We start from the raw sequence: 21,566 nt of genomic DNA, 5'->3' as shown, positions 1-21,566 counted from the left end.
CGCAGGGACATCCACCGGGCATCGAAACCATCACGCTGCCACCGTATGCCCCCGAGTTGCAGCCGGCCGAACGGCTCTGGGACTTGACTGACGATACGGTGGCCAATCGCTGCTTTGACACCCTGCACGACTTTACTGAGACCCTCGCTCAGCAGTGCGCCTGGTTGGAGACCCAACCCGATCTCCTTTCCCAGCACACCCTCTTCCATTGGTGGCCTTTGTTAAGGAATTAATCGGATTCCGTATTATATGGACTCCGATTGAAAGGTGTTGGAAACACCTGGAAATCCGAGCGGAGCGAGAGGGAGAAAAACGGGTTCCGGACGTGGAGTGTGAGAACCGGCGCTCTCCCGGTTCCCACACGAAACAAACGGAATCCGTATTAAATGTCCGAGAGGGCCATGCAGAATCTTTCTCTGCATGGCCCTCTCGGGGTCTATGGGGCGGCGGGTGACCCCGGCCCTGCTGGCTCAGCGCTCGACGGTGAAGTCCAGCGTCAGGGCCTGGCCGGCCGTGCCGCCCGCGAACATCTTGCTGAAGGGGGTGGCCGTGAGGCGGTGCTGACCAGGGGCAAAGCGGTTGGCGCCGCAGTTCAGGTAGTCGCCCTTCTTGCCGCTCTTGTCCTTGCTGTCCCCACACAGGGCAAAGGGCGCCTCATTCTCCAGGTAGTCCTTGCTGCCCTTCTGGGCAAAGCGCACGCTGCGCACGCCGCTGCCGACGTTGGCGCGCACGTTCAGCCGTGACGGCAGCGCGGACAGGCGCAGGCGAGCGCCGGGCCGGATCGGGTCAAAGCCGGGCACCGGCTGGTTGGTGTCGGCGTTGATCAGGGTAAAGCTGGTTACGGCCAGGGCCGGGGCGGGGGTGGGCTGCGCGGCGGCGCTGCGGACCACCGTGTAGGTCAGTGAGGCGGCCAGTCCGGCCGTGCCGCCGCCATTGGCGGCCGTGAACGGGGTGGCCAGCAGGCTGTGGGCACCGGGCGCGAACACGGCGGCCGGGCAGGGCTCGTAGTCGCCGCCGTTGTCACTGCACAGCGAGTACGGCACCCCGCCCTGCAGGCGGTAGTTGCCGTTGCCGTCCAGCCCGAACCACACGCTCTTGACCGCGCCGGACACGTTGGCGCGCATGTTCATCCGGGCGGGCAGTCGGGCCAGGTCCAGGGTGGCGCCGGGCTGAATCGGATCGAAACCGGGCACCGGCTTGTTGGTGTCGGCGTCGATCAGCGTCAGGCCAGTCACCGCGGCCGGGGCGGTGGGGTTCACGGTGATGCTCTGGCCCTTGACCGTCTGCGCGGTGGCGGCAGGCAGGGCGACGGCGGCGAGGGCCAGGGTGCCCAGCAGGGCGGCGGACAGGGATCGGGTCTGGAACATACAACTCCTGGGAAACGGCAGGACGCCGCAAAGGGGGAAGGGAACAGGGGAGGGCCGTCAGTCCTTCAGGGTCTACCCGGCCACGATGACGGCAGGCTGACGGAGGTGCACATCTGGCGTTCAGCAGGCCTGATGCGCTGCCTCCAGAAGGTGTTCTGTCATCCAGAATAAATCCTCAATAAACTTGACATGACCACACTCAAGTTTTAGAATAGCAACAGATTGAACGATTTCTCTTTCCCCTATTTCCCGGAGGTTTCCGCTTGAATCCCGAACGTTTTACCGAGGCGAGCGCGACGGCCCTCAATGCCGCCCAGCAGCTCGCGCAGCAGAGTGGGCACCAGACCCTGACGGTGCCGCATGTGCTGCGAACCCTGACCGACAACGACACCGCCGCCCGCGCCATCACCGGGGCCGGGGGCGATCTTCAGCAGCTTCGTCAGGCGCTGGACGCCGAGCTGAGCAAGCTGCCACGCGTGCAGGGCGGTGGCGAGGGGCTTTACCTCGATCCGGCGCTGAACCGGGCGTTGACCAAAGCCGACACCATTGCCGGGCAGTTCGGAGACAGTTTCGTGGCCGCCGACGCGCTGCTGCTGGCGTTGCGCGGCGAATCGAAGCTGAAGGAACTGCCCAAAGAAGCTGAACTCAACCGCGCCATCAGCGAGGCGCGGAAAGGAAAAACCGTGACCAACAAATCCAGTGAAAGCCAGTTCGACGCCCTGAACAAGTACGGCACCGACCTGACGGGGCGCGCCAGGGACGGCAAATTCGATCCCGTAATTGGCCGCGACGAGGAAATCCGCCGCGCCATGCAGATCCTGCTGCGGCGCACCAAGAACAACCCGGTGCTGATCGGCGAACCCGGCGTGGGCAAGACCGCCATCGCCGAGGGCCTCGCCATCCGTATCGTCAGCGGCGACGTGCCCGAGGGGTTGAAAGACAAGAAGATCGTTAGCCTCGAGATGGGCAGCCTGCTGGCCGGGGCCAAGTACCGCGGCGAGTTCGAGGAACGCCTCAAGGGCGTGATCGACGAGGTGATCGCCTCGGCCGGCGAGATCATCCTGTTCGTGGACGAGCTGCACACCATCGTCGGCGCGGGCAAGACCGAGGGCAGCCCGGACGCCGGCAACATGCTCAAGCCGGCGCTGGCGCGCGGTGAGCTGCACCTGATCGGCGCGACCACGCTGGACGAGTACCGCGAGATCGAGAAGGACTCGGCCCTGGAACGCCGCTTCCAGCCGGTGATGGTGGACGAGCCGACCGTGGAGGACACCATCAGCATCCTGCGCGGCATCAAGGAGCGCTATCAGGTGCACCACAACGTCGAAATCACCGACCCGGCGCTGGTGGCCGCCGCGACCCTCAGCGAGCGCTACATCACTGACCGGCAGCTGCCGGACAAGGCCATCGACCTGATCGACGAGTCGGCGGCCCGGTTGCGCATGGCGCTGGAAAGCAGCCCGGAACGCATCGACCAGCTGCAGCGCCGCAAGCTGCAGCTGGAAATCGAGCGCGAGGCCCTGAAGCGAGAGAAGGATCAGGATAGCCAGAACCGCCTGCTGGACATTGAGGACAGCCTGAAGGCCATCACCGACGAGCTCACTGAAGTGCGCGGGCGCTGGGAGGCCGAGCGCGGCGAGGTGGCGGCCCTGCGCGAGAAGCGCGAGTCGCTGGACGCCGTCCGCACCGACATCGAGCGGGCCAAGCGCGACTACGATCTGCAACGCGCCGCCGAGCTGGAGTACGGCAAGCTGCCGCAACTGGAGAAGGACGTGCAGGATCTGGAGAAAAAGCTCAAGGGCGCGGAATTTGCCCACATGGAAGTGACCGAGGAGGACATCGCCGCCGTGGTCAGCCGCTGGACGGGCATCCCGGTTTCAAAACTGCTGGAAGGCGAGCGCGAGAAGCTGCTGCACCTCGAAGACCAGCTGCATAACCGCGTGATCGGGCAAGACCGGGCCATCACCAGCGTCGCCGACACCATCCGCCGGGCGCGGGCCGGGCTGAACGATCCCAACCGTCCGCTGGGCAGCTTCATGTTCCTGGGGCCGACCGGGGTGGGCAAGACCGAGCTGGCCAAGGCGCTGGCCGAGTACCTGTTCGACAGCAGCGACGCGATGGTGCGCCTGGACATGTCCGAGTACATGGAAAAGCACACGGTGGCCCGCCTGATCGGAGCGCCTCCCGGCTATGTGGGCTACGAGGAAGGCGGCCAGTTGACGGAAGCGGTGCGCCGCCGCCCCTACAGCGTGCTGCTGCTCGATGAGATCGAGAAGGCGCACCCGGACGTGTTCAACGTGCTGCTTCAGGTGCTCGACGATGGCCGCCTGACCGATGGGCAGGGCCGCACGGTGGACTTCCGCAACACGCTGATTATCCTGACCAGCAACGTAGGCAGCCCGCTGATTCTGGAAATGCAGGCCAGTGGCGAGAGCGCCGCCGACATTCGCGAGGCCGTGCTGGGCGAGTTGCAGGCCCAGTTCCGTCCGGAATTCCTGAACCGTGTGGACGACATCATCGTGTTCGATGCGCTGACCGCCGCCGATCTGCACCGCATCGTGGACGTTCAGCTGAACGGGCTGCGCCGGCGGCTGGCCGAGCGCCGCGTCACCCTGCACATGGACGACGCCGCCAAGGACAAGCTGGCCGAGATCGGCTATGACCCGGCCTTCGGCGCACGGCCCCTCAAGCGCGCCATCGCCCGCGAGATCGAGACGCCGCTGGCCCGCGAGATCCTGCAAGGGCATGTGCCCGACAACAGCGTGCTGAACGTGGAGTACCGGGACGGTCACTTCGTGTTCGACACGGGCGTGCTGAACTAGCGTTCCCTCACCGTCACCACGGTGATCAGGCCCCCCTCCCCGGCGGAGAGGGGTTTTTGCTGTTCTGCGGGCGGTTCGGGAATTGGGTCAGGGATCATGTCCGGGCGTCAATCTGCTGCACTGCCCAGCCATTGCCGTCGGGATCCTTGAAGAAGACGAAGCCGGCGAAGTTCAGGGCGTCGTCATCGGTGGCGGGGCGGGTGCCCTGCGCGCCGATCACCTGTACCGGGCCAACCTCCACGCCGCGCTGCACCAGCTGCGCGTGGGCCGCCCGCAGATCGCTGACCACCAGTTGCAGGCCCTGAAGCGAGCCGGGGTGCATGCTGGTCAGCCCCTTTCCAATCACAATGGAACAGCCTGAACCCGGCGGCGTCAGTTGCACGATGCGCCGGGCTTCGCCCATGCGGGTGTCGTGATCCACCCTGAAGCCCAGCCCGGCCTCGTAAAAGGTGCGGGCGCGGTCCACGTCGCTGACAGGAACCACCACGACTTCTAGCGTCCAGTTCATGGGGTCTCGCCAGCAAAGATCAGGCCTGCTTCCGTCAGGGCGGCCCGTAGTGGCCCCATCGCCTTCGGCCCCAGACCGTGCAGGGCCAGCACTTCCTGTTCCGTGTGGGCCGCGAGTTGTCTCACACTCTCAATGCCCGCTCCGGCCAGGGCGCGGCGGGCCGGGGCGGACAGGCCGGGTGGGGGCCAGGGGGTGACGTTTGGAGGGTTCATACGGATTCCGATTGAATCGTTTGCAAAAACGATGAAATCCGAGCGGGACTCGCAGAGCTTCGCAGAAGAGGAGCAGCGTCCTCCCTGCGGGCTGTCCCAGTCATGGGCGTCTGTCCGCGACGACGCGAGGAGGAAAGAAGACGGGTTTCGCGTATGGATTAACCCAGCGGCGCTTTCCCGATGGGTTAAGGAATTAAGCGGAATCCGTATCATGCGTTCTGTTCACGGGTTTCCAGATGTTCGGCCAGACGATCCCACGTTTCGGTGATGCCCTGCAGCATGCCCATCTCCATGACGGTCTTCAGCGCGTCCTCGGTGGCGTACACGGACCGGCTGACCACGCGCGTGCCGCCCGCCACGTCCTCAAAGCTCAGGATGGTCTGAGAAGAAGGCATCTCGGAATTGATCTCTCCGTCAGCATCCGAGAAGTAGTCGGTGTAGACCAGCCGTTCGGGCGCCTCGATCTCGTCGTAGAGGCCCAGGCCCCACGATTCCACGCCGTAGAAGTCGCCCTGCCCCCGATCGACGCACTTCATGCAGTAGTGCCATTTGCCGCCGGGACGCAGATCCACCGTGCAGTGCGTGACCTCCCAGCCGCGCGGCCCCCACCACTGCAGCAGGTGTTCGGCCTGGGTAAAGGCCGCAAACACCAGCGCGGGTGGAGCCCGGAACGTGCGTTCCAGAACGAGTTCCTTGCCGTGTTCTACGCGGGAGGTCAGGGCAGGTATCGTATCGGTCATGGGGTTTCTCCTGTGGACGACGAGGGCTCAGGCGAGGGCTTGTCCGGCTGCTCCTGAAATTGGTGCAGGTAGTCGTCTAACTGGTCAAAGCGTTCCTCCCACAATTGCCGGTAGCTGGCGAGCCAGTCGTCGAGTTCCCGGAAGGCTTCGGGGCGCAGGGCGCAGATGCGGCGGTTGGCGCTGGCCTGCACGTCGATCAACCCGGCGTCGCTCAGCACCCGCAGGTGCTTGGAGGTCTGCGGCTGCCGCAGTTGCAGGCGGGCGGCAATCTCGCCCACGCTCAGCGGCTCCCGGCGCAGCAGTTCCACCATCTGGAAACGCTGGGGGTCAGCGAGGGCCTGAAAAGTCGCGGTGTTCAAGGGCTGGGCTGGTCACCTCCTGTGGCTTGTTGATACGCGTATTATTCCACAGCGAGAATATTCCTGTCAAGGCATGTTTGGAACTCAAAAGGGGTGGCGGCTGTTCGGGAGGCGTCCCGTCAAGACCGCCACAGGCCCCTATCGTCTGGAAGGTGGGGAGGGGCTCAGGCTTTCGCCGTCTGCCACACCACGCCCACCGCTTCCTCCACGCTCTTGACGCCCGCATGCCCGTCCAGCCCCGGCGGCACGATCAGGCGTTTGTAGCCGGCGCGGCCCGCTTCCTCGGCGCGGCGCTGGGAGGCCACGGTGCTGCGAACCTCGCCGGCCAGACCCACCTCGCCGAACACCGCCACGTTGGGCGGCAGGGCGCGGCCCACCACGGCGCTGTAGACCGCCAGGGCCACCGCCAGATCCAGCCCCGGATCAGGGACTTTCAGGCCGCCCGCCAGGTTCACGTAGATGTCCAGCCCGCCCAACGTCAGATCCAGTCGGCGTTCCAGCACGGCCAGCACCACGTCCACCCGGCGCGGATCGAGACCCACCACCACGCGGCGGGCATTGGGGTACGGCGTCTTGCTCGCCAGCGCCTGCACTTCCAGCAGCATGGGGCGCTGGCCGTCCACGGTGGCGGCCACCACGCTGCCGGGCACGCCCACCGGGCGCTCGGCCAGGAAGGCGGCGCTGGGGTTTTCCACCGCGATCAGGCCCTCGCCGCGCATCTCGAAGACGCCCAGTTCACCGGCCTGCCCGAAGCGGTTCTTGACGCTGCGCAGCAACCGGAACGCCCCCACCGTTTCCAGAAAGACCGTGGTGTCCACAATGTGTTCCATCACCTTCGGCCCGGCCACGGTGCCGTCCTTGGTGACGTGGCCCACCAGCACGGTGGCGGTGCCGGTTTCCTTGGCGGCGCGGGTCAGCATGGAGGTGCCGTCGCGCACCTGCGCCACGCCCCCCGGCGCCCCCTCACCCTCCACGGTGACGGTCTGGATGCTGTCCACGATGCACAGCGCGGGTTTGTGTTCGTTCATCAGGGCAGCGATGTGTTCGGCGCGGGTGTCGCGGGTCAGCTGAATGTCGGCGGTGACGCCCAGCCGGTCTGCCCGCAGCCGGATCTGCTCCAGCGATTCCTCGCCGGCCACGTACAGCACCGTGCCTCCCGCCCTTGAGACGCTGTCGGCCACCTGCAGCAGCAGCGTGCTCTTGCCGATGCCCGGTTCCCCACCGATGAGGGTGACGCCCCCGGCCACCAGCCCGCCGCCCAGCACCCGGTCCAGCTCGGCGATGCCCGACGAGGTGCGCGGCTCCTCGCGCCGCCCGACGGTGGACAGCGCCGTGAGCTTGCCGCCCGTGACGCCGCCGTAGCCCCCGGCCCCGCCGCCGCGCGCCTTGCCGCCCGTGACTGTGGGCACTTCCTCCTCAAACGAGTTCCAGGCCTGACAGTTCGGGCAGCGGCCCAAGGGTTTGGCCGAGGTGTAGCCGCAGGAGTTGCAGACGTACTTGGTGGTGACTCTAGCCATTCTTGCTGACGCTGGTCTCCGGCCCGCTGGACGGTTCGGCCGCGCCAGCGCTCACGCCGGGCCGCCCGTCCGCGCGCCAGTACGCGCCGTCGGCGGTGGTCAGGTACTCGCTGTCCAGCAGTTCAGTCAACAGCACCGAGGGGTCTTCCAGGGTGCTGTGATCGGCCAGAATGCGTTCCACCTGCCCCTGATCGTAGGACACGCCCGGCTCGAACAGGCCGGTCAGGTAGTCCAGAATCGCCATCTGGTGGGCGCGGCGGCGTTTGCTGGGCCAGGCGGTGATGCGCCCGTAATCGTCCTGAAAGTCGTTGATGCTTTTGGTCATGGCTCTATGCTACGCGCTGGGGGCGCGGCGCAGCGGGCAGGGAGGCACAAAGCAGGCTGGGGGAAACCTACAGCAGCGACGGTCCCAAACAGTTCAGATAGACGCTGCCCAGCATCAGCAGCAGTGCGAAGGCGATCAGCACCCCCACCGTGATGCGCTGCGCCAGTCTGCGCGGCAGGCCGAAGCCGAGCGAGGCGATGGTGACCGCGCAGGCTGCCCCGACCAGCAGGTGCTCACGCCCTGCGGCCAGCAGCGAGGTTTTGAGGCAGACGACGAGATCCAGAAGAAGCGGTCCTTTGAGGGTCGCACAGCTGACCTTCGCTCCCACTGTGCGCCCTGCCGTCTGGCGGGATTCTGTCGGGATTTCAGTTCAAGACGGCAAACCGGCCTGGCCGCCCCTCATTCCGAAGAGGGGGAGGCCAGGCCGGTGACGTTCCGAGGACTGCTGAGAACTTATACGGATTCCGTTTGTTTCGTGTAGGAACCGGGAGAGCGCCGGCTCCTCCACTCCACGTCCGGAACCCGTTTTTCTCTTTCTCGCTCCGCTCGGATTTCCAGGTGTTTCCAACACCTTTCAATCGGAATCCATATTACTTCTTGCTGGCGGCGATCAGTGCCGGGACGATCTGGTTCACGTCGCCGACGATGCCGTAGTCGGCCACCTTGAAGATCGGGGCCTCGGCGTCCTTGTTGATGGCGATGATGTTCTTGCTTTTGCCCATGCCTGACAGGTGCTGCACCGCGCCGCTGACGCCCAGCGCGATGTACGCCTTGGGCTGCACGGTCTTGCCGGTCTGGCCCACCTGCTCGGCGTAGGGCCGCCAGCCCGCGTCCACCACGGCCCGCGTCGCGCCCACGCCCGCGCCGATGTTGTCGGCCAGGCCTTCCACGTACTGCGCGAAGTTCTCAGGGCTGCCCACGCCGCGCCCGCCGGTCACGATGACCTCGGCTTCACTCAGGGCCACGCGGCTGGACTTCTCCACGCTCTTGCCGGTGATTTCCGTGCGCGAGGTGGGCAGGTCCAGCTCAATGTCGTACTGCTCGCCTGCCGCAGCTGCCGGGGCTGCCGGGGCGAAGCTGCCGGGCTTGACGGTGGCCACGATCACCGGGCCACTGGCCTGCACCGTCTCGGTCACGCGGGCCAGGAAGGTGTAGCGCTGGGCCTGCAGGACGTCGCCCTCGGCACTCAGCCGGATCACGTCTTCCAGGTACGGCGCGTCCAGCTTGACCGCCACCCTGGGGGCGTATTCGCGGCCCGAACGGCTGCCCCCGATCAGGACGGTGCTGGCCTCACCCTCGCGGGCAATCTGGGCGACGGCGGCGGCCCACACTTCGGGGTTGTACTGCGCCAGCGCGGGCAGGTCGCCCACCAGCACCTGATCGGCCACGGCGGCGGCCTCGGTGGCCACGTCCGCCACGCCCTGACCGAGGACCAGCAGGGTGATCGGTCCCTCGCGGCCAGACTCGCGGGCGGCGGTGACCATTTCCAGCGTGGACTTGCCGAGTTTGCCCCCGGCGTGTTCTGCAACGACTAAAATCATGCCAGCACCTTCGCTTCGTTTCGCAGGAGGTCGAGCAACTGTTCGGCGGCGGCCTGCGGGTCCTTGCCGTCGATCATCCGGTTCAGGCGGGCGCGGGTCTGGATCTCGGCGCCCAGGTATTTCACGGCGGGCTGCACGTCGTAGCTGCCCAGCTCATCCTTGCGCAGTTCCTTCTTCTTGGCCTTCATGATGTTGGGCAGCGTGGGGTAGCGCGGCTCGTTCAGGCCCTGCTGCGCGGTGATCACGGCGGGGAGCGTCACCTTGAATCCCTCGTTGCCGTCGTCCACGTCGTGGCGGCCGCTCAGGGTGTCGCCCTCCACCTTCAGCTCGTTGGTCCAGGTGAGCTGCGGCCAGCCCAGCCGCTCGGCGCTGGCGGCTCCCAGGGCCTGCGAGTCCCAGTCGGCCTCCTGGCCGCCCAGCAGGATCAGGTCTGTTCCCTCGCTCTGGGCCACCTGCGCCACGATTTTGCTGAGGGACACGGCGTCGAAGCGCTCGTCGGTCTCGATGTGAATGGCGCGGTCCACGCCCATGGCCAGGGCGGTGCGCAGGGCATCTTCCACCTTCTTGGGACCAACCGCCAGCGCCACGATTTCTTCCACGTTGCCGTCGCCTTCGCGCAGGCGCAGGGCCTCTTCCACACCGTACTCGTCCATGCCGTCAATGACGAGGGTGGTGCCGTCCAGATCAACACGGTCACCGCTGACTTTTACCCGCGCCTCGGCGTCGGGAACCTGTCTGACAAGGGTCAATATTTTCATGCAACCTCCAGGGGTGGGGCCGGTTCAGCCAGAACTCTTGAACCCGGCGAAAAAATTAAACTCGGTCCAAGTTTAGCAGCATCTCCTGTGCAAGGGAATACGGCGCACACGGCCTTTCATTCTGAAGCAGGCGGGCGGCGGGTGGATGGGCAAAGCGTACAAAGAACCTTGAGGCGTTCCTGTGGCGGGAACACCCCCACTGTCCCTGCTCTCTAAATCCGTCGTCAACCAGAGCGTGAGGCATTCTCATGTTCAGCCGCGAGGCTGAGTCTCATGAAGAAGCTGATCTCCCTGACCATTCTGACGGTGGCCGCCACGGCAGGCGCCCAGACCTTTAACAACCTCGAACTCGGCCTGACCGGCGGCTACGCGGGCGGCCTGAGCGGCGAGGTGTTTGTTCACGCCCCCAACGTGGTGGGTCCGGTGGGCGTCAAGGTGGGCGTGGCCTACACCCGTCCCAGCGACGCGATCAACGACGCCGCCGACGATGGCCTGGGGCCTTTCAGCGACGCCAAGAAGCCCATCTCTCAGGGAGGCTTGGGGGCCACGGAAGCTGGTCGTCACACCGTGATCTCTGTGGACGGCACCTATGGACTGGGCGAGGTTGCCCCCGGCATTGACACGATGGTCTACGGCGGCGTCCGCTATGGCATGTTCAGCTCCACCGAGGACTACGGCGCTTCGGCGGGCACGCGGACCTACTCCAGCAATTCTTTCGGTCTGGGGGCAGGCGCAATGGCGAGCTACGCCTTGACTGGCAACCTGAGCCTGGTCGGTGACTTGGGCGCAGACTATTTCTTCAAGAACACCATCAATCTGGTCAGGAATCCTCCAGGCAGCGCACAGACCACCGAGAGCGTTCCCACCAGCGATGGCAGCTACAGCACTTACGACAATCGCTTCGTCCGCCCCGGCACCAGCTTCAAGGCCCGGATCGGCGTCAAGTACATGTTCTGAGATCGTTCAATCCGAGGGGTGGACAGGCTGCGGCCCGTTCACCCCTTTTTCTTTTCCTGCGCGTCCAGATAATTCTTCAATGCCTCGAACCCGGCCACCGTGCGCGGAAAGCCCAGGTACGGCACGCACAGCATCAGCGCGCCGCGCAGCTCGGCTTCCGTCGCCCCGGCGTTCAGCGCACCGCGCAGGTGGGTGCGCAGTTCCGGCGGACTGCCCAGCGACACCAGCAGGGCACAGGCGATCAGCTCCTGCGTCTTCAGATCCAGCGCCGAGGAGTCGTACACGGTGTCGTAGGCGAAGGCCTGAATGTGGGCGGCCAGCTCGGGATCTAAACCTTCAAGCCGCGCCATGATCCGGTCATGCTGGGAGCCGAAAATGATGGTTCTAGCCCGGCCTTCGGGGGGCGGCGGGGCGGTGTTGTCGCTGGAATCGGTCATGTCGCTCAGGGTAACGGGCACAGGACATGGGACGCGGGAAAGAAGGCCGTCAGGTGCGAAGGCTTACAGTGGAGGGGGGCGAGAACGTAAGTTTAGGCGCGTCTGACGCAGTGGGGATGCTCTAAACTCGGAACTGTCCGTCCACCCGAGTCTTTTTTCGCCGTCTCCCGCTTTCTGCGTTCTGAACGAGCCACGCGCATTGCGATTTCGCCCCCTGGGGGTCTTCCATGAACCGATATGACGACCGCGCCCGCCTCGTGTTCCACTATGCCCGCGAGGAAGGCAACCGCCTGGGCCACGCGATGGTCGGCCCCGAACACCTGCTGCTGGGCCTGATGCGTGAGGGCGGCACCGCCGCCACCATCCTGACCGAATTCGGGGCCAGCCTGGACGGCCTGCGCCGCCGCGTCGAGGAAATCATCGGGCGCGGCGAGGGCAACCGCCTGAACGACGCCCCCAGCATCACGCCGCGCGCCCGCCGGGTGATGGAACTCGCCAGCAGCGAGGCCCGCAGCCTGGGCGCGCAGGTCACCAGCACCGAGCACATCCTGCTGGGCATCATCCGCGAGGGCGACGGCGTGGCCTTCCGCATCCTGCAGGAGCTGACCAAGGACGTGGACACCATCCGCTGGCGCATCCTGGCGCAGGGCGAGAGCAGCGGCGGCAAGGCCGCCAAGCCGGTGGCGACGCCCTTCCTGGACGAGTATGGCCGTGACCTGACGAAGTGGGCGCGAGAGGGCAAGCTGGACCCGGTGATCGGGCGCAGCGAGGAAATCCGCCGCGTCACGCAGATCCTGACCCGCCGCACCAAGAACAACCCGGTGCTGATCGGCGACCCTGGCGTGGGCAAGACCGCCATCGTGGAGGGGCTGGCCCTCGCCATTCACGAGAAGCGCACGCCACCCAACCTGCACGGCATCCGCCTGATCAGCCTCGACCTGTCCGGCGTGGTGGCCGGCACCAAGTACCGCGGCGAGTTCGAGGAGCGCCTGCGCCAGATCATCGAGGAACTGCGCAACGCCAAGGTGATGGCCTTTATCGACGAGCTGCACACTCTGGTGGGGGCGGGCGGCGCGGAAGGCACGCTGGACGCGGCCAACATCCTCAAGCCCGCGCTGAGCCGGGGCGAAATACAGGTCATCGGCGCGACGACCACCGGCGAATATCACCGCTACATCGAGAAGGACGCTGCGCTGGAGCGCCGCTTCCAGCCGGTGATCGTGCTGGAACCCAGCCCCGCCGAGACTCTGCAGATTCTGCGCGGCCTGCGCCCCAAGTACGAGGAACACCACGGCGTGCAGATTCCTGACGCCGCACTGGAACTGGCCGTCCGCATTGGCGAACGCAGCCTGCCGGGGCGCAATTTTCCCGACAAGGCGATTGACCTGATCGACGAGGCCGCTTCTCGGGTCCGCCTGAACATGAGCATCGACCTGCCGGTGGCCGAGAACGAGGACGGCGAACCCTACGTGACCCGCGAGGACATCGAGAGCGTCATCAACTCGATGGGCGGCATCTACAGCGAGGAAAGCGCCGAGCAACTGGGCGACCTGGAGGCCAGCCTGGAAGATCAGGTCTACGGCCAGCCGGACGCGATCAAGGCGCTCAGCTCGGCGCTGCGCCGCGCCCGCGTGGGCCTGGGCGGACGCACCCGTGTGGCCGCCAGCTTCCTGTTCGTCGGCCCCAGCGGCGTGGGCAAGACCCATCTGGCGCGGGCGTTGTCGCGCAGCCTGTTCAACAACGAGCGCGCGTTGATCCGGGTGGACATGTCCGAATTTCAGGAAAGCCACAGCATCAGCAAGCTGATCGGCTCCCCTCCCGGCTACGTGGGCTACGAGCAGGGTGGCCGCCTGACGGAAGCGGTGCGCCGCCAGCCTTTCAGCGTGATTCTGCTCGACGAGATCGAGAAGGCGCACCCGGACGTGTACAACACCTTCCTGCAAGTGCTGGACGATGGCCGCCTGACCGACGGGCTGGGCCGCGCGGTGGACTTCCGGCGCACCATCATCATCATGACCAGCAACACCGGCTTCAACGTCGGCCCCACGGTGGGTTTCAGCCCGGTGACGCCGGACAACAACGCGCCGCTGCGCCACATCTTCACCCCCGAGTTCCTGGACCGCCTGGACGATGTGATCCGCTTCAAGCCGCTGGGCGAGGAAGAACTGGTGCGCGTGGCCCAGCAGCTGATGGGCGAGATGCGCGAGGAACTCGCCAGCCGCGAGTTGAACGTCACCTTCGATCCGGCCATCGCGTCGTGGCTGGTGGGCAAGCTCAAGGCCCGCAGCCCCAAGCACGCGGTGGGCAGCTCGCGCCAGTTGCGAACGCTGGTGCGCGAGGAGATCGAGGACCCGCTGTCCCTGGAACTGATCAGCCGCGACGGCGACGAGGTCCGCGTGGTCCTGACCGACGCGGGCGTGCAGTTCGAGCGCGGCACCACGGCCCCGCCGCAGATTCTGGCGTAGCACACGCTTTTGCCAACAGCCCTCTTCCCAGTGGAGAGGGTTTTTTGTGGTGGGCTTCTGGACCGGCCAGGGGTGGGCGGCAGTCTCAACAAAAACCCCCGCTCGTCACCCTTGCGGTCACTGCGGGGGCGGGAAGATCAGGCCAGCGTCACCGGCCCTTCTCGGCCCCCGCTTTGCGAATGGCGTCCAGCAGCCGGCCCACCGCCTGCGCCACGTTGCCCGCCTCGCGGCGCACCTCGGGATCGCGGGAGAAGCGGGTCAGGCGTTCGGACGCGTCGCGCACGGCGCGCAGCAGGGCCTCGGTGGGCACGCTGGTGCGGCCCTTCCCCGGGGGTGTTTTTGGATCGGTCATGCGTTCACCTCCGCCGCAGTCAACCACAACGCGCGGTAGGGGTCCAGGGTCAAAGTTGGCCGGCTCAGGTGAAAAGCGCTGCCGCTCAGGGCGTCGCGGGCGTCCTCGCCCAGCTGGCCGCGCAGGGTGTAGGCGGGCAGCACCACGCGGTCCTCGCTGAAGTTGTACAGCTCCAGCAACGTGCCTTGCGGGTGGTCACGCCGCAGCACCAGCACCCGTGGGTCAGGGCTGGCGATGACCCGCGACTCAATGGAGGCGTGCAGATGGGGCAGCGTCTTTCGCACGGCGATTCTCTGGCGCAGCCCCGCGTTGACCTGTCCAGCAGGGGTATCGGGATGGGCCTGCACTTCCTCGGCCAGGGCCCAGTCCATGCGCGGGCGGTGCACCCAGCGGTTGTCGGCCGCATGTTCGGGGATGTCGGCGTAGCGGTCATCGTTGGTCAGCGCCAGTTCGTCGCCCATGTACAGCAGCGGCACCCCGCCGAAGCCCAGCACCACCGTGTGGAGGAGCAGCAGGCGCCCCACGGCCAGCTCGATCTGCGTCTCGTCGCCGCCCTCCAGCGCCGTTTCCAGGCCGGCCAGACTGGCCGCCGCGCCGCTGATGCGCCGGTCGCCGGTGGCCGGGTTGTGCTGAAAGACCAGGCCACGCGCAAAAGACCCGGCGAATTCGCCGCTGTAGAAGTCGCTGAGGAAGTGGCGGTGGCCCGGCCCGCTCATGCCCACCCGCGCGGCGTCGGTGTCGCTGATGGCCCAGCCGATGTCGTCGTGGCAGCGCACGTACAGGCCCCAGGTGGTGTTGGTCGGCTTGGGGGGAAAGGCGCGCAGGGCCTCTTCCATCAATCTCGTGTCGCGGCTGGCGAGGCTGCTCCACAGCTGCACCATCAGGCTGTTGTGGTAGGCCATGTCGCTGACCCGGCCGTGGTGGGTGCCGCTGCCCAGGTAATGGATCAGGTCATCCGGCCCCACGATGGCCTCGGCCTTGAACGCCACCGCCGGGGCCACGATGCGCGCCGCCGCCCGCAGAGCGCGGGTCAGGTGATGCACCTCCGGCTGGTTCTGGCTGCTGGTGCCCAGCCGCTTCCAGATAAAGGCGATGGCGTCCAGCCGGAATACCTCCACCCCCCGGTTCGCCAGATTCAGGATGATGTCCACGAATTCGGCCAGCACGTCGGGATTGCCCCAGTTCAGGTCCCACTGGTAGGTGTTGAAAGTCGTCCAGACCCAGCCGCCGATGCCGCCCTCGCCCGCCTGCTCGTCCCAGGTGAAGTTGCCGGGGGCAAAGTCGGGGAACACCTCGGGCAGGCTGGCCTCGTAGGCGTCGGGCAGGCCACGGTCGGCGAAGAAATGGAAGTAGTCGCGGTATTGTTCCTCGCCCGCCCGCGCACGTTCGGCCCACTCGTGCTCGCGGGCCACATGGTTCAGCACCAGATCCAGCACCAGGCTGATGCCCCGGCCGCGCAGTTCACGCGCCAGCCCCGACAGGTCATCCATGGTGCCCAGATCGGGGCGCACCGAGCGGTAGTCGGCCACCGCGTAGCCGCCGTCGTTCTCGCCCTCACGCGGGCGCAGCAACGGCATCAGGTGCAGGTAGGTGACGCCCAGCCCTTCCAGATAGTCCACATGCTCCTGCACGCCGCGCAGCGTTCCGGCGAAGCGGTCGGTATACGCCACGTACCCCACCATGTGCGGCGATTGCAGCCAGTCCGGCGACAGCAGCCGGGCCTCGTCCAGCCGTTTCAGGTCGGCGGGGCGGGTGTGGTAGGCGTGCAGCATGATCTCCAGCAGCCGTTCCAGCAGGCCATCGGCACGCTCCAGATACACCGCACGCAGGCTGTCCAGCAACTCGGGGCCGTAGCGCTCCAGCCGTAGAAAGAAGGTCTGGGCATCGCGGTCGTCGTCGAAGGCCAGCCGCAGCCGCTCGGCCTGTTCGGGGGTCAGCAGGGTGGTGGGCATAGGTCTCCTCAGCATACGGCCTCGGTGGAAGTGTTTCCAATCTGCCTGTTTTGCTCTGCCGACAGTCGGGCAAAGAAAAAGGGCGACAGATCGCTCCGCCGCCTCTTGTTGTGCGTGGGTTTACTTCATGGCCTCTTCGCGGGTCACGTTCAGGTACACGGCCACGTTGTCCATGCTCTCCACCTGCGAGAGCGGGACGTAGTGGTGCTGGCTGTCGCTGCTGTCGCTCTTGGTCAGCTTGATGCGGTCGCCGTCCAGATGATCCACGGTGCCGACGTGCTCGCCGTCCTTGTCCTTGACCTGCATGTGCTCGCCGCCCTGATCCAGCCGGGCCTTGAGATCCTTGGCAATGCGTTCGGTGATCTGGCCTGCATCTGCGTTCTGGTTCTGTGTCATGGCCCCAGGCTAGGCCGGAGGCATGACCGGCAGATTGGCGTGGGCGTTAGAGAACATTGAGATACAGCATTCCTGCCGTCGTTGCGTAGGCGTCCACGCACAGGCCGCCGCGCCTGCCCCTTACGCTGGCAGACATGCTGTTCGCCCCACCGGAGGTCGCCCACGCCCACGCCCTGAGGCCCGACTTTTTTGCGGGCGATCCGGTGGCGGTGGCCCGCGCCCTGCTCGGCGGGAGGCTGGTGCGCGTGCTGCCAGACGGCACGGTGCTGGCGGCCCGCATCGTGGAAACCGAGGGCTACGACTGCCCGCGTGATCCCAGCTGCCACGTGATCGCCCGGCTGCCCGGCGCGGCGGCGGCGATGGGCGGCGAGCCGGGCCGGGTGTACTTCCACTTCGCCTACCGGCAGGCGCTACTGAACGTCACCTGCCGTCCTGTGGGCGTGCAGGCGTCCATCCTGATCCGCGCCGCCGAGCCCCTCCTGGGCGAGGAGAGAATGCGCGAGTTGCGGCCCGTCAAGCGCTCGATTGAGCTGAGCAATGGCCCTGCCAAACTGGTCACGGCGCTGGGCCTGACCCCCGCACTGGCCGGCCAGCCCATCGACACCCCGGCCTTCTACATCGTGCCGGGTGAGGCGCTGCCGGAGTCGGCAGTCGAGACCACGGCGCGCGTGGGCCTGCGCCGGGGGGCCGAATTGCCGTGGCGTTTCGTGATCCGGGGCAATCCGTGGGTGTCGACGGGCAAACCGAGTGCGGGCACCTATGAAACGGGCCTCAACCCGCCGTGAGCGCGGCCACGCCCTGAATCGCGGTCAGCTGTCCAGCCTCCACCTCGGCCCGCAGGGTGCGGAGGTTGTTGCCATCTAGGCCTTCACGGAAGATCCTCCACGCCGCCTCGCGCAGCAGTTCGTCGAACCACTGGGCGGTCTGGGCACGGCGCCTGGCCGCCACATCCACCTCGCCCACGTAGTCCAGTACCGCCGCCCACACCTCCGGCACGCCCTCGCCGGTCAGGGCAGAGGCCCGCAGCGCACGGGGCCGCCACGGAGCGTCGTGCGGGGTCAGCAGCCGCAGGGCCGCGCGCAGTTCGGTCTGGGCGCGCACCGCCGCCTTCGGATCGCTGTCGGCCTTGTTCACCACGCACACGTCGGCCAGTTCCATGATGCCGCGCTTGATGCCCTGCAACTCGTCGCCGGCATTGGGCAGCGTGAGCAGCACGAACAGGTCGGTCATGGCGGCCACCTGCGTCTCGCTCTGGCCCACGCCCACGGTTTCCACCAGCACCACGTCGTGGCCCGCCGCCTCGCACAGCGTGATGGCCTCGCGGGTGCGCCGGGCCACGCCGCCCAGATTGCCGCCCGCCGGGCTGGGGCGGATGTAGGCATTGGGGTGAACCGTCAGCCGGGGCATGCGCGTCTTGTCGCCCATGATGCTGCCGCCCGTGCGGGCACTGCTGGGATCGACGGCCAGCACGGCCACCCGGTGGCCCGCATCGGCCAGGTGGACGCCCAGCGCCTCGATAAAGGTGGATTTGCCCACCCCAGGCACGCCGGTCAGGCCCACCCGGATGCTCTGCCCGGCGTGCGGCGCGACTTCCGAGAGAAGCTGCTGGGCCTGCGTCTCATGATCGGCGCGCGTGGACTCGCTCAGGGTGATGGCGCGGGCCAGCGCGCGGCGGCTGCCTGCCAGGAGGGGGGCGGCGAGGGGATGGGCGGACATGCCCCCAATCATAGAGAAAGCCCCACCTCTGCGGCGGGGCCGGGGGTGGGATGGGCGGTTTACGCGCCCGCAGGCTGCGGATTCATGACCGAGAAGACGGCCCCCAACGGATCGGCCAGCACCGCCATGCGGCCAAACTCCATGTCGAAGGGGGCCACCAACACCTGACCGCCGTGCTGTTCGGCCCGCTGCACGGTCTGATCCACGTCGTCGGCGTAGAAGTAGACCATCCAGCCGGCTGCGCCCACGGCGTCCCAGTTCTGCGCGTTGCCCGACACGCCCGCGAAGCCCGTCTCGCCGTGCATGAGCTGGTGATAGTCCGCGCCGGGAAGCGGCTGGGCGTCGGCGTGCAGCAGCTGACGGTAAAACGACACGGCGGGGGCTGAATCCTGGGTGTTCACCTCGGCCCAGACCAGGCGGCCTGGCCCGTCATACGCTGCAAATCCGCCGTGCTGATCGTCCTGCCACAGCCCGAAAGTGGCGCCGCCGGCATCGACACAGGTGGCCATGTGCCCCTGATCGCCGATCTGCATGGGGCCGACCAGCACCCGGCCGCCCAGGTGCCGCACGCGCCCGACATCGGCGGCAAGATCGGCACTGGCAAAGTAGACGGTCCAGGCACTCCGGCCCTCCCGCGCCGAGTACGGCGGCATCGGGCTGATCCCTGCGGCTTTGTTGCCTTGCACATGGGCGTTGGCATGGCCCCCAAACTGCTCCGAAATCCTGTAGTCCCAGCCAAACAGGGCGGTGTAGAACGGTCGGCTCTGGTCTGGATGGGGCGAATCCAGATCCACCCAGATCGGTTCTCCGGCGGCAATAGGCGAGGACATGACGGGCGCAGACGTCTGGGGCTGGAACATGGGTTGTGCCTCCTGTCGAATCGGACTGTCACAGCAGTCTAGGGCACAATCCATATTATGTCAATAGCATATTCAGAGAGTTGAATTCCGCTCCCGAAGCAACCGTAACACCTCGCGCGCACTGGTCAGGATCGGGGTGCCGGGGCCGAAGATGCCCGCCACGCCCGCCTCCCGCAACGCCGCGTAGTCCTGCTGAGGAATGACGCCGCCCGCGATCACCAGGATGTCCCCAGCTTCCTGCTCCCGCAGGGCGGCGATCAACTGGGGAATCAGGGTCTTGTGACCCGCCGCCTGAGAGCTGACGCCAATCACATGCACGTCGTTCTCCACCGCCTGCCGCGCGGCCTCGTCGGGGGTCTGGAACAGCGGCCCCACGTCCACATCGAAGCCCAGATCGGCAAAGCCGGTGGCAATCACCTTGGCCCCCCGGTCATGGCCGTCCTGGCCCATCTTGACCACCAGCATGCGCGGGCGGCGCCCCTCGGCCTCGGCAAAGGCCTCAATGTCGTGCTGGAGTCCCGCGAAGCCCTCGTCCCCGGCGTAACCCTGGGCGTAGACGCCGCTCAGGGTGCGGACCTCGGCAGCATGGCGGCCCCAGACCCGCTCCAGCGCGTCGCTGACCTCGCCCACCGTGCAGCGGGCGCGCATGGCCTCCACCGACAGGGCCAGCAGGTTGCCCTCGCCGGTGCGGGCGGCTGTTTCCAGGGCGTCCAGCGCCGTCCTGACCGCCTCCGCATCCCGCTCGGCCTTGACCCGGTTCAGCCGCGCGATCTGCGATTCCCGCACCGCGTCGTTGTCGATCTCCAGAAGCTCCACAGGGGTCTGCTCGCTCAGCTGATACTTGTTGACGCCCACGATCACGTCCTCGCCGCGGTCGATGCGCGCCTGTTTGCGGGCCGCGCTTTCCTCGATCCGCAGCTTGGGAATCCCGGCCTCGATGGCCTTGGCCATGCCGCCCAGTTCCTCGACCTCGCGCATCAGCTCGCGGGCCTTTTCGGCCAGATCGAAGGTCAGGCGCTCCATCAGGTAGCTGCCGCCCCAGGGATCGATCACGTCGGGAATGCCGGTTTCCTCCTGAATCAGCAGTTGGGTGTTGCGGGCAATCCGGGCCGAGAACTCGGTGGGCAGGCCAATCGCCTCGTCGAAGGCGTTGGTGTGCAGGCTCTGGGTGCCGCCGAACACCGCCGCCATCGCCTCAATTGCCGTGCGCACCACGTTGTTGTACGGGTCCTGTTCAGTCAGGGACCAGCCGCTGGTCTGGCAGTGGGTTCGCAGGGCGCGGCTCATGGGGTTCTTGGGGTTAAAGCCCGCCATGATCTCGGCCCACAGCAGCCGGGCGGCGCGCAGCTTGGCGACCTCGGTGTAGAAGTTCATCCCGATGGCGAAGAAAAAGCTCAGGCGCGGGGCGAAGGCGTCCACGTCCAGCCCCTTGGCCAGCGCGGCCCGCACGTATTCCAGGCCGTCGGCCAGGGTGTAGGCCAGCTCCAGCGCGGCGTTCGCGCCCGCTTCCTGCAGGTGGTAGCCGCTGATGGAAATGGAATTGAAACGCGGCATCTTCTGCGCCGTGTACTCGATGATGTCGGCCACGATCCGCATGGACGGTTCCGGCGGGTAGATGTAGGTGTTGCGGACCATGAATTCTTTGAGAATGTCGTTCTGGATGGTGCCCGACAGCTGTTCCAGGCTGGCTCCGCCCTCCTGCCCGGCCACGATGTATCCGGCCAGAATGGGCAGCACCGCGCCGTTCATGGTCATGGACACCGACATCTGATCCAGGGGAATGCCGTCGAACAGCAGCTTCATGTCCTCGACGCTGTCGATCGCCACCCCGGCCTTGCCCACGTCGCCCACCACGCGCGGGTGGTCCGAGTCGTAGCCCCGGTGCGTGGCGAGGTCGAAGGCCACCGACAGGCCCTTTTGCCCGGCGGCCAGGTTGCGGCGGTAAAAGGCGTTGCTGGCCTCGGCGGTAGAAAAGCCCGCGTACTGCCGGATGGTCCAGGGCCGCGCGGCGTACATGGTGGCGCGCGGCCCGCGCGTGTACGGCGGCAGGCCGGGCAGGGTCTCCGCCGCCCCGGCGGGCAGATCGGCGCGGGTGTACAGCGCCTGGAGGGTCAGGCCCTCGGGGGTGACGCGGTTCAGGGTTTCAGGTTCCGCGCCTTTCAGATCCTTGCGGGCCAGCGCCTTCCAGGCGTCCAGCGGGGGTATGTCTTGCTCGCTCATGCGCTCAGCCTCCGTAGGGGGCCATGATGCCACGCGCGGGCCTAACGGGCGTTAGGAAGGGG

21 protein-coding genes and 1 pseudogene are annotated in these 21,566 nt (G+C 66.9%); 5 read left to right on the top strand and 17 right to left on the bottom strand.

The features are described 5' to 3' along the window. Positions 1-233: pseudogene (locus FHR04_RS21170) on the top strand (hypothetical protein); the annotation flags it as partial. Between the two features lie 237 nt (positions 234-470). On the opposite strand, the gene FHR04_RS05415 reads toward FHR04_RS21170, so the two are convergent. Next, complete coding sequence (locus tag FHR04_RS05415; RefSeq protein ID WP_139401384.1) at positions 471-1,367, bottom strand: hypothetical protein; 897 nt, start codon at positions 1,365-1,367, stop codon at positions 471-473. 263 nt (positions 1,368-1,630) lie between these two features. Between FHR04_RS05415 and clpB the strand changes: the two genes are divergently transcribed. After that, positions 1,631-4,189, top strand: coding sequence for an ATP-dependent chaperone ClpB (clpB, locus tag FHR04_RS05410; protein WP_139401382.1), 2,559 nt, complete (start codon positions 1,631-1,633; stop codon positions 4,187-4,189). Between the two features lie 94 nt (positions 4,190-4,283). Here clpB and FHR04_RS05405 read toward each other — a convergent pair whose 3' ends face one another. The 9 genes from FHR04_RS05405 to FHR04_RS05365 all read right to left on the bottom strand — a co-directional run bounded on the left by FHR04_RS05405 (position 4,284) and on the right by FHR04_RS05365 (position 10,149). Further along, positions 4,284-4,697, bottom strand: coding sequence for a VOC family protein (locus FHR04_RS05405; RefSeq protein WP_139401381.1), 414 nt, complete (start codon positions 4,695-4,697; stop codon positions 4,284-4,286). Next, entirely contained in the window at positions 4,694-4,909 is a 216-nt protein-coding gene (locus FHR04_RS05400) for a helix-hairpin-helix domain-containing protein (RefSeq protein WP_139401379.1), read from the bottom strand. The genes FHR04_RS05405 and FHR04_RS05400 overlap by 4 nt, the downstream gene beginning before the upstream one ends. A 209-nt stretch (positions 4,910-5,118) precedes the next feature. Next, on the bottom strand, positions 5,119-5,649 hold the full coding sequence (locus tag FHR04_RS05395; protein WP_139401377.1) for an SRPBCC domain-containing protein: 531 nt from the start codon (positions 5,647-5,649) through the stop codon (positions 5,119-5,121). Then, positions 5,646-6,008 (bottom strand): ArsR/SmtB family transcription factor, encoded by a 363-nt coding sequence (locus tag FHR04_RS05390; RefSeq protein ID WP_139401375.1) that lies wholly within the window; start codon positions 6,006-6,008, stop codon positions 5,646-5,648. The genes FHR04_RS05395 and FHR04_RS05390 overlap by 4 nt, the downstream gene beginning before the upstream one ends. Before the next feature lie 164 nt (positions 6,009-6,172). Then, positions 6,173-7,525 (bottom strand): DNA repair protein RadA, encoded by a 1,353-nt coding sequence (gene radA / locus FHR04_RS05385; protein ID WP_139401373.1) that lies wholly within the window; start codon positions 7,523-7,525, stop codon positions 6,173-6,175. Then, complete coding sequence (locus tag FHR04_RS05380) at positions 7,518-7,850, bottom strand: DUF2087 domain-containing protein (RefSeq protein ID WP_052195239.1); 333 nt, start codon at positions 7,848-7,850, stop codon at positions 7,518-7,520. The genes radA and FHR04_RS05380 overlap by 8 nt, the downstream gene beginning before the upstream one ends. Before the next feature lie 67 nt (positions 7,851-7,917). Continuing rightward, a complete protein-coding gene (locus FHR04_RS05375; RefSeq protein ID WP_139401371.1) occupies positions 7,918-8,178 on the bottom strand; it encodes a hypothetical protein in 261 nt (86 codons plus the stop codon). A 262-nt stretch (positions 8,179-8,440) separates the two neighbouring features. Then, a complete protein-coding gene (locus FHR04_RS05370) occupies positions 8,441-9,391 on the bottom strand; it encodes an electron transfer flavoprotein subunit alpha/FixB family protein (RefSeq protein WP_139401369.1) in 951 nt (316 codons plus the stop codon). Beyond that, complete coding sequence (locus FHR04_RS05365) at positions 9,388-10,149, bottom strand: electron transfer flavoprotein subunit beta/FixA family protein (protein ID WP_039682492.1); 762 nt, start codon at positions 10,147-10,149, stop codon at positions 9,388-9,390. Before FHR04_RS05365 ends, FHR04_RS05370 begins: the two co-directional genes overlap by 4 nt. A gap of 273 nt (positions 10,150-10,422) precedes the next feature. On the opposite strand from FHR04_RS05365, the gene FHR04_RS05360 reads away from it, so the two are divergent. Further along, positions 10,423-11,106 carry a hypothetical protein gene (locus FHR04_RS05360; protein ID WP_139401368.1) on the top strand — a complete coding sequence of 228 codons (684 nt, stop codon included), beginning with the start codon at positions 10,423-10,425 and terminating at the stop codon, positions 11,104-11,106. 38 nt (positions 11,107-11,144) lie between these two features. Here the strand turns inward: FHR04_RS05360 and FHR04_RS05355 are convergent, their stop codons facing one another. Beyond that, complete coding sequence (locus tag FHR04_RS05355; RefSeq protein WP_139401366.1) at positions 11,145-11,543, bottom strand: carboxymuconolactone decarboxylase family protein; 399 nt, start codon at positions 11,541-11,543, stop codon at positions 11,145-11,147. 227 nt (positions 11,544-11,770) lie between these two features. Here FHR04_RS05355 and FHR04_RS05350 point away from each other — a divergent pair, with 227 nt between their 5' ends. Continuing rightward, positions 11,771-14,008, top strand: a complete 2,238-nt coding sequence (locus FHR04_RS05350) for an ATP-dependent Clp protease ATP-binding subunit (RefSeq protein WP_039682496.1) — start codon at positions 11,771-11,773, stop codon at positions 14,006-14,008. 148 nt (positions 14,009-14,156) lie between these two features. On the opposite strand, the gene FHR04_RS05345 is transcribed toward FHR04_RS05350, so the two are convergent. The 3 genes from FHR04_RS05345 to FHR04_RS05335 all read right to left on the bottom strand — a co-directional run bounded on the left by FHR04_RS05345 (position 14,157) and on the right by FHR04_RS05335 (position 16,708). Continuing rightward, entirely contained in the window at positions 14,157-14,360 is a 204-nt protein-coding gene (locus FHR04_RS05345) for a hypothetical protein (RefSeq protein ID WP_039682498.1), read from the bottom strand. After that, the gene (locus FHR04_RS05340) at positions 14,357-16,312 is read right to left on the bottom strand and encodes an amylosucrase (RefSeq protein ID WP_249038992.1); all 1,956 of its coding nucleotides are present in this window, start codon (positions 16,310-16,312) and stop codon (positions 14,357-14,359) included. The genes FHR04_RS05345 and FHR04_RS05340 overlap by 4 nt, the downstream gene beginning before the upstream one ends. A gap of 120 nt (positions 16,313-16,432) precedes the next feature. Continuing rightward, positions 16,433-16,708 (bottom strand): DUF2171 domain-containing protein, encoded by a 276-nt coding sequence (locus FHR04_RS05335; RefSeq protein ID WP_139401363.1) that lies wholly within the window; start codon positions 16,706-16,708, stop codon positions 16,433-16,435. A gap of 134 nt (positions 16,709-16,842) precedes the next feature. On the opposite strand from FHR04_RS05335, the gene FHR04_RS05330 reads away from it, so the two are divergent. Further along, complete coding sequence (locus tag FHR04_RS05330; RefSeq protein ID WP_139401362.1) at positions 16,843-17,493, top strand: DNA-3-methyladenine glycosylase; 651 nt, start codon at positions 16,843-16,845, stop codon at positions 17,491-17,493. Here FHR04_RS05330 and meaB read toward each other — a convergent pair. The 3 genes from meaB to scpA all read right to left on the bottom strand — a co-directional run bounded on the left by meaB (position 17,480) and on the right by scpA (position 21,504). Further along, the gene (meaB, locus tag FHR04_RS05325; protein WP_170213859.1) at positions 17,480-18,424 is read right to left on the bottom strand and encodes a methylmalonyl Co-A mutase-associated GTPase MeaB; all 945 of its coding nucleotides are present in this window, start codon (positions 18,422-18,424) and stop codon (positions 17,480-17,482) included. The two genes, FHR04_RS05330 and meaB, sit on opposite strands and share 14 nt — an antisense overlap. A 59-nt stretch (positions 18,425-18,483) precedes the next feature. Beyond that, positions 18,484-19,284, bottom strand: a complete 801-nt coding sequence (locus FHR04_RS05320) for a VOC family protein (RefSeq protein ID WP_139401360.1) — start codon at positions 19,282-19,284, stop codon at positions 18,484-18,486. A 72-nt stretch (positions 19,285-19,356) separates the two neighbouring features. Next, positions 19,357-21,504 carry a methylmalonyl-CoA mutase gene (scpA, locus tag FHR04_RS05315; protein ID WP_139401358.1) on the bottom strand — a complete coding sequence of 716 codons (2,148 nt, stop codon included), beginning with the start codon at positions 21,502-21,504 and terminating at the stop codon, positions 19,357-19,359. Positions 21,505-21,566: the final 62 nt, after the last annotated feature.

The sequence above is a fragment of the Deinococcus radiopugnans ATCC 19172 genome (assembly GCF_006335125.1).
GTDB classification, from domain to species: Bacteria; Deinococcota; Deinococci; order Deinococcales; family Deinococcaceae; genus Deinococcus; species Deinococcus radiopugnans.
The sequence above is the reverse complement of the archived record's forward strand: the minus strand, read 5'-3'. Positions and strand labels throughout refer to the sequence as shown.

What these genes read in the sequence shown, in the direction of transcription:
- FHR04_RS05415 (WP_139401384.1), bottom strand. Translation starts at nt 1,367, where the DNA reads ATGTTCCAGACCCGATCCCTGTCCGCCGCCCTGCTGGGCACCCTGGCC.
- FHR04_RS05405 (WP_139401381.1), bottom strand. Translation starts at nt 4,697, where the DNA reads ATGAACTGGACGCTAGAAGTCGTGGTGGTTCCTGTCAGCGACGTGGAC.
- FHR04_RS05400 (WP_139401379.1), bottom strand. Translation starts at nt 4,909, where the DNA reads ATGAACCCTCCAAACGTCACCCCCTGGCCCCCACCCGGCCTGTCCGCC.
- FHR04_RS05395 (WP_139401377.1), bottom strand. Translation starts at nt 5,649, where the DNA reads ATGACCGATACGATACCTGCCCTGACCTCCCGCGTAGAACACGGCAAG.
- radA (WP_139401373.1), bottom strand. Translation starts at nt 7,525, where the DNA reads ATGGCTAGAGTCACCACCAAGTACGTCTGCAACTCCTGCGGCTACACC.
- FHR04_RS05380 (WP_052195239.1), bottom strand. Translation starts at nt 7,850, where the DNA reads ATGACCAAAAGCATCAACGACTTTCAGGACGATTACGGGCGCATCACC.
- FHR04_RS05370 (WP_139401369.1), bottom strand. Translation starts at nt 9,391, where the DNA reads ATGATTTTAGTCGTTGCAGAACACGCCGGGGGCAAACTCGGCAAGTCC.
- FHR04_RS05365 (WP_039682492.1), bottom strand. Translation starts at nt 10,149, where the DNA reads ATGAAAATATTGACCCTTGTCAGACAGGTTCCCGACGCCGAGGCGCGG.
- FHR04_RS05360 (WP_139401368.1), top strand. Translation starts at nt 10,423, where the DNA reads ATGAAGAAGCTGATCTCCCTGACCATTCTGACGGTGGCCGCCACGGCA.
- FHR04_RS05355 (WP_139401366.1), bottom strand. Translation starts at nt 11,543, where the DNA reads ATGACCGATTCCAGCGACAACACCGCCCCGCCGCCCCCCGAAGGCCGG.
- FHR04_RS05350 (WP_039682496.1), top strand. Translation starts at nt 11,771, where the DNA reads ATGAACCGATATGACGACCGCGCCCGCCTCGTGTTCCACTATGCCCGC.
- FHR04_RS05345 (WP_039682498.1), bottom strand. Translation starts at nt 14,360, where the DNA reads ATGACCGATCCAAAAACACCCCCGGGGAAGGGCCGCACCAGCGTGCCC.
- FHR04_RS05340 (WP_249038992.1), bottom strand. Translation starts at nt 16,312, where the DNA reads ATGCCCACCACCCTGCTGACCCCCGAACAGGCCGAGCGGCTGCGGCTG.
- FHR04_RS05335 (WP_139401363.1), bottom strand. Translation starts at nt 16,708, where the DNA reads ATGACACAGAACCAGAACGCAGATGCAGGCCAGATCACCGAACGCATT.
- FHR04_RS05330 (WP_139401362.1), top strand. Translation starts at nt 16,843, where the DNA reads ATGCTGTTCGCCCCACCGGAGGTCGCCCACGCCCACGCCCTGAGGCCC.
- meaB (WP_170213859.1), bottom strand. Translation starts at nt 18,424, where the DNA reads ATGTCCGCCCATCCCCTCGCCGCCCCCCTCCTGGCAGGCAGCCGCCGC.
- FHR04_RS05320 (WP_139401360.1), bottom strand. Translation starts at nt 19,284, where the DNA reads ATGTTCCAGCCCCAGACGTCTGCGCCCGTCATGTCCTCGCCTATTGCC.
- scpA (WP_139401358.1), bottom strand. Translation starts at nt 21,504, where the DNA reads ATGAGCGAGCAAGACATACCCCCGCTGGACGCCTGGAAGGCGCTGGCC.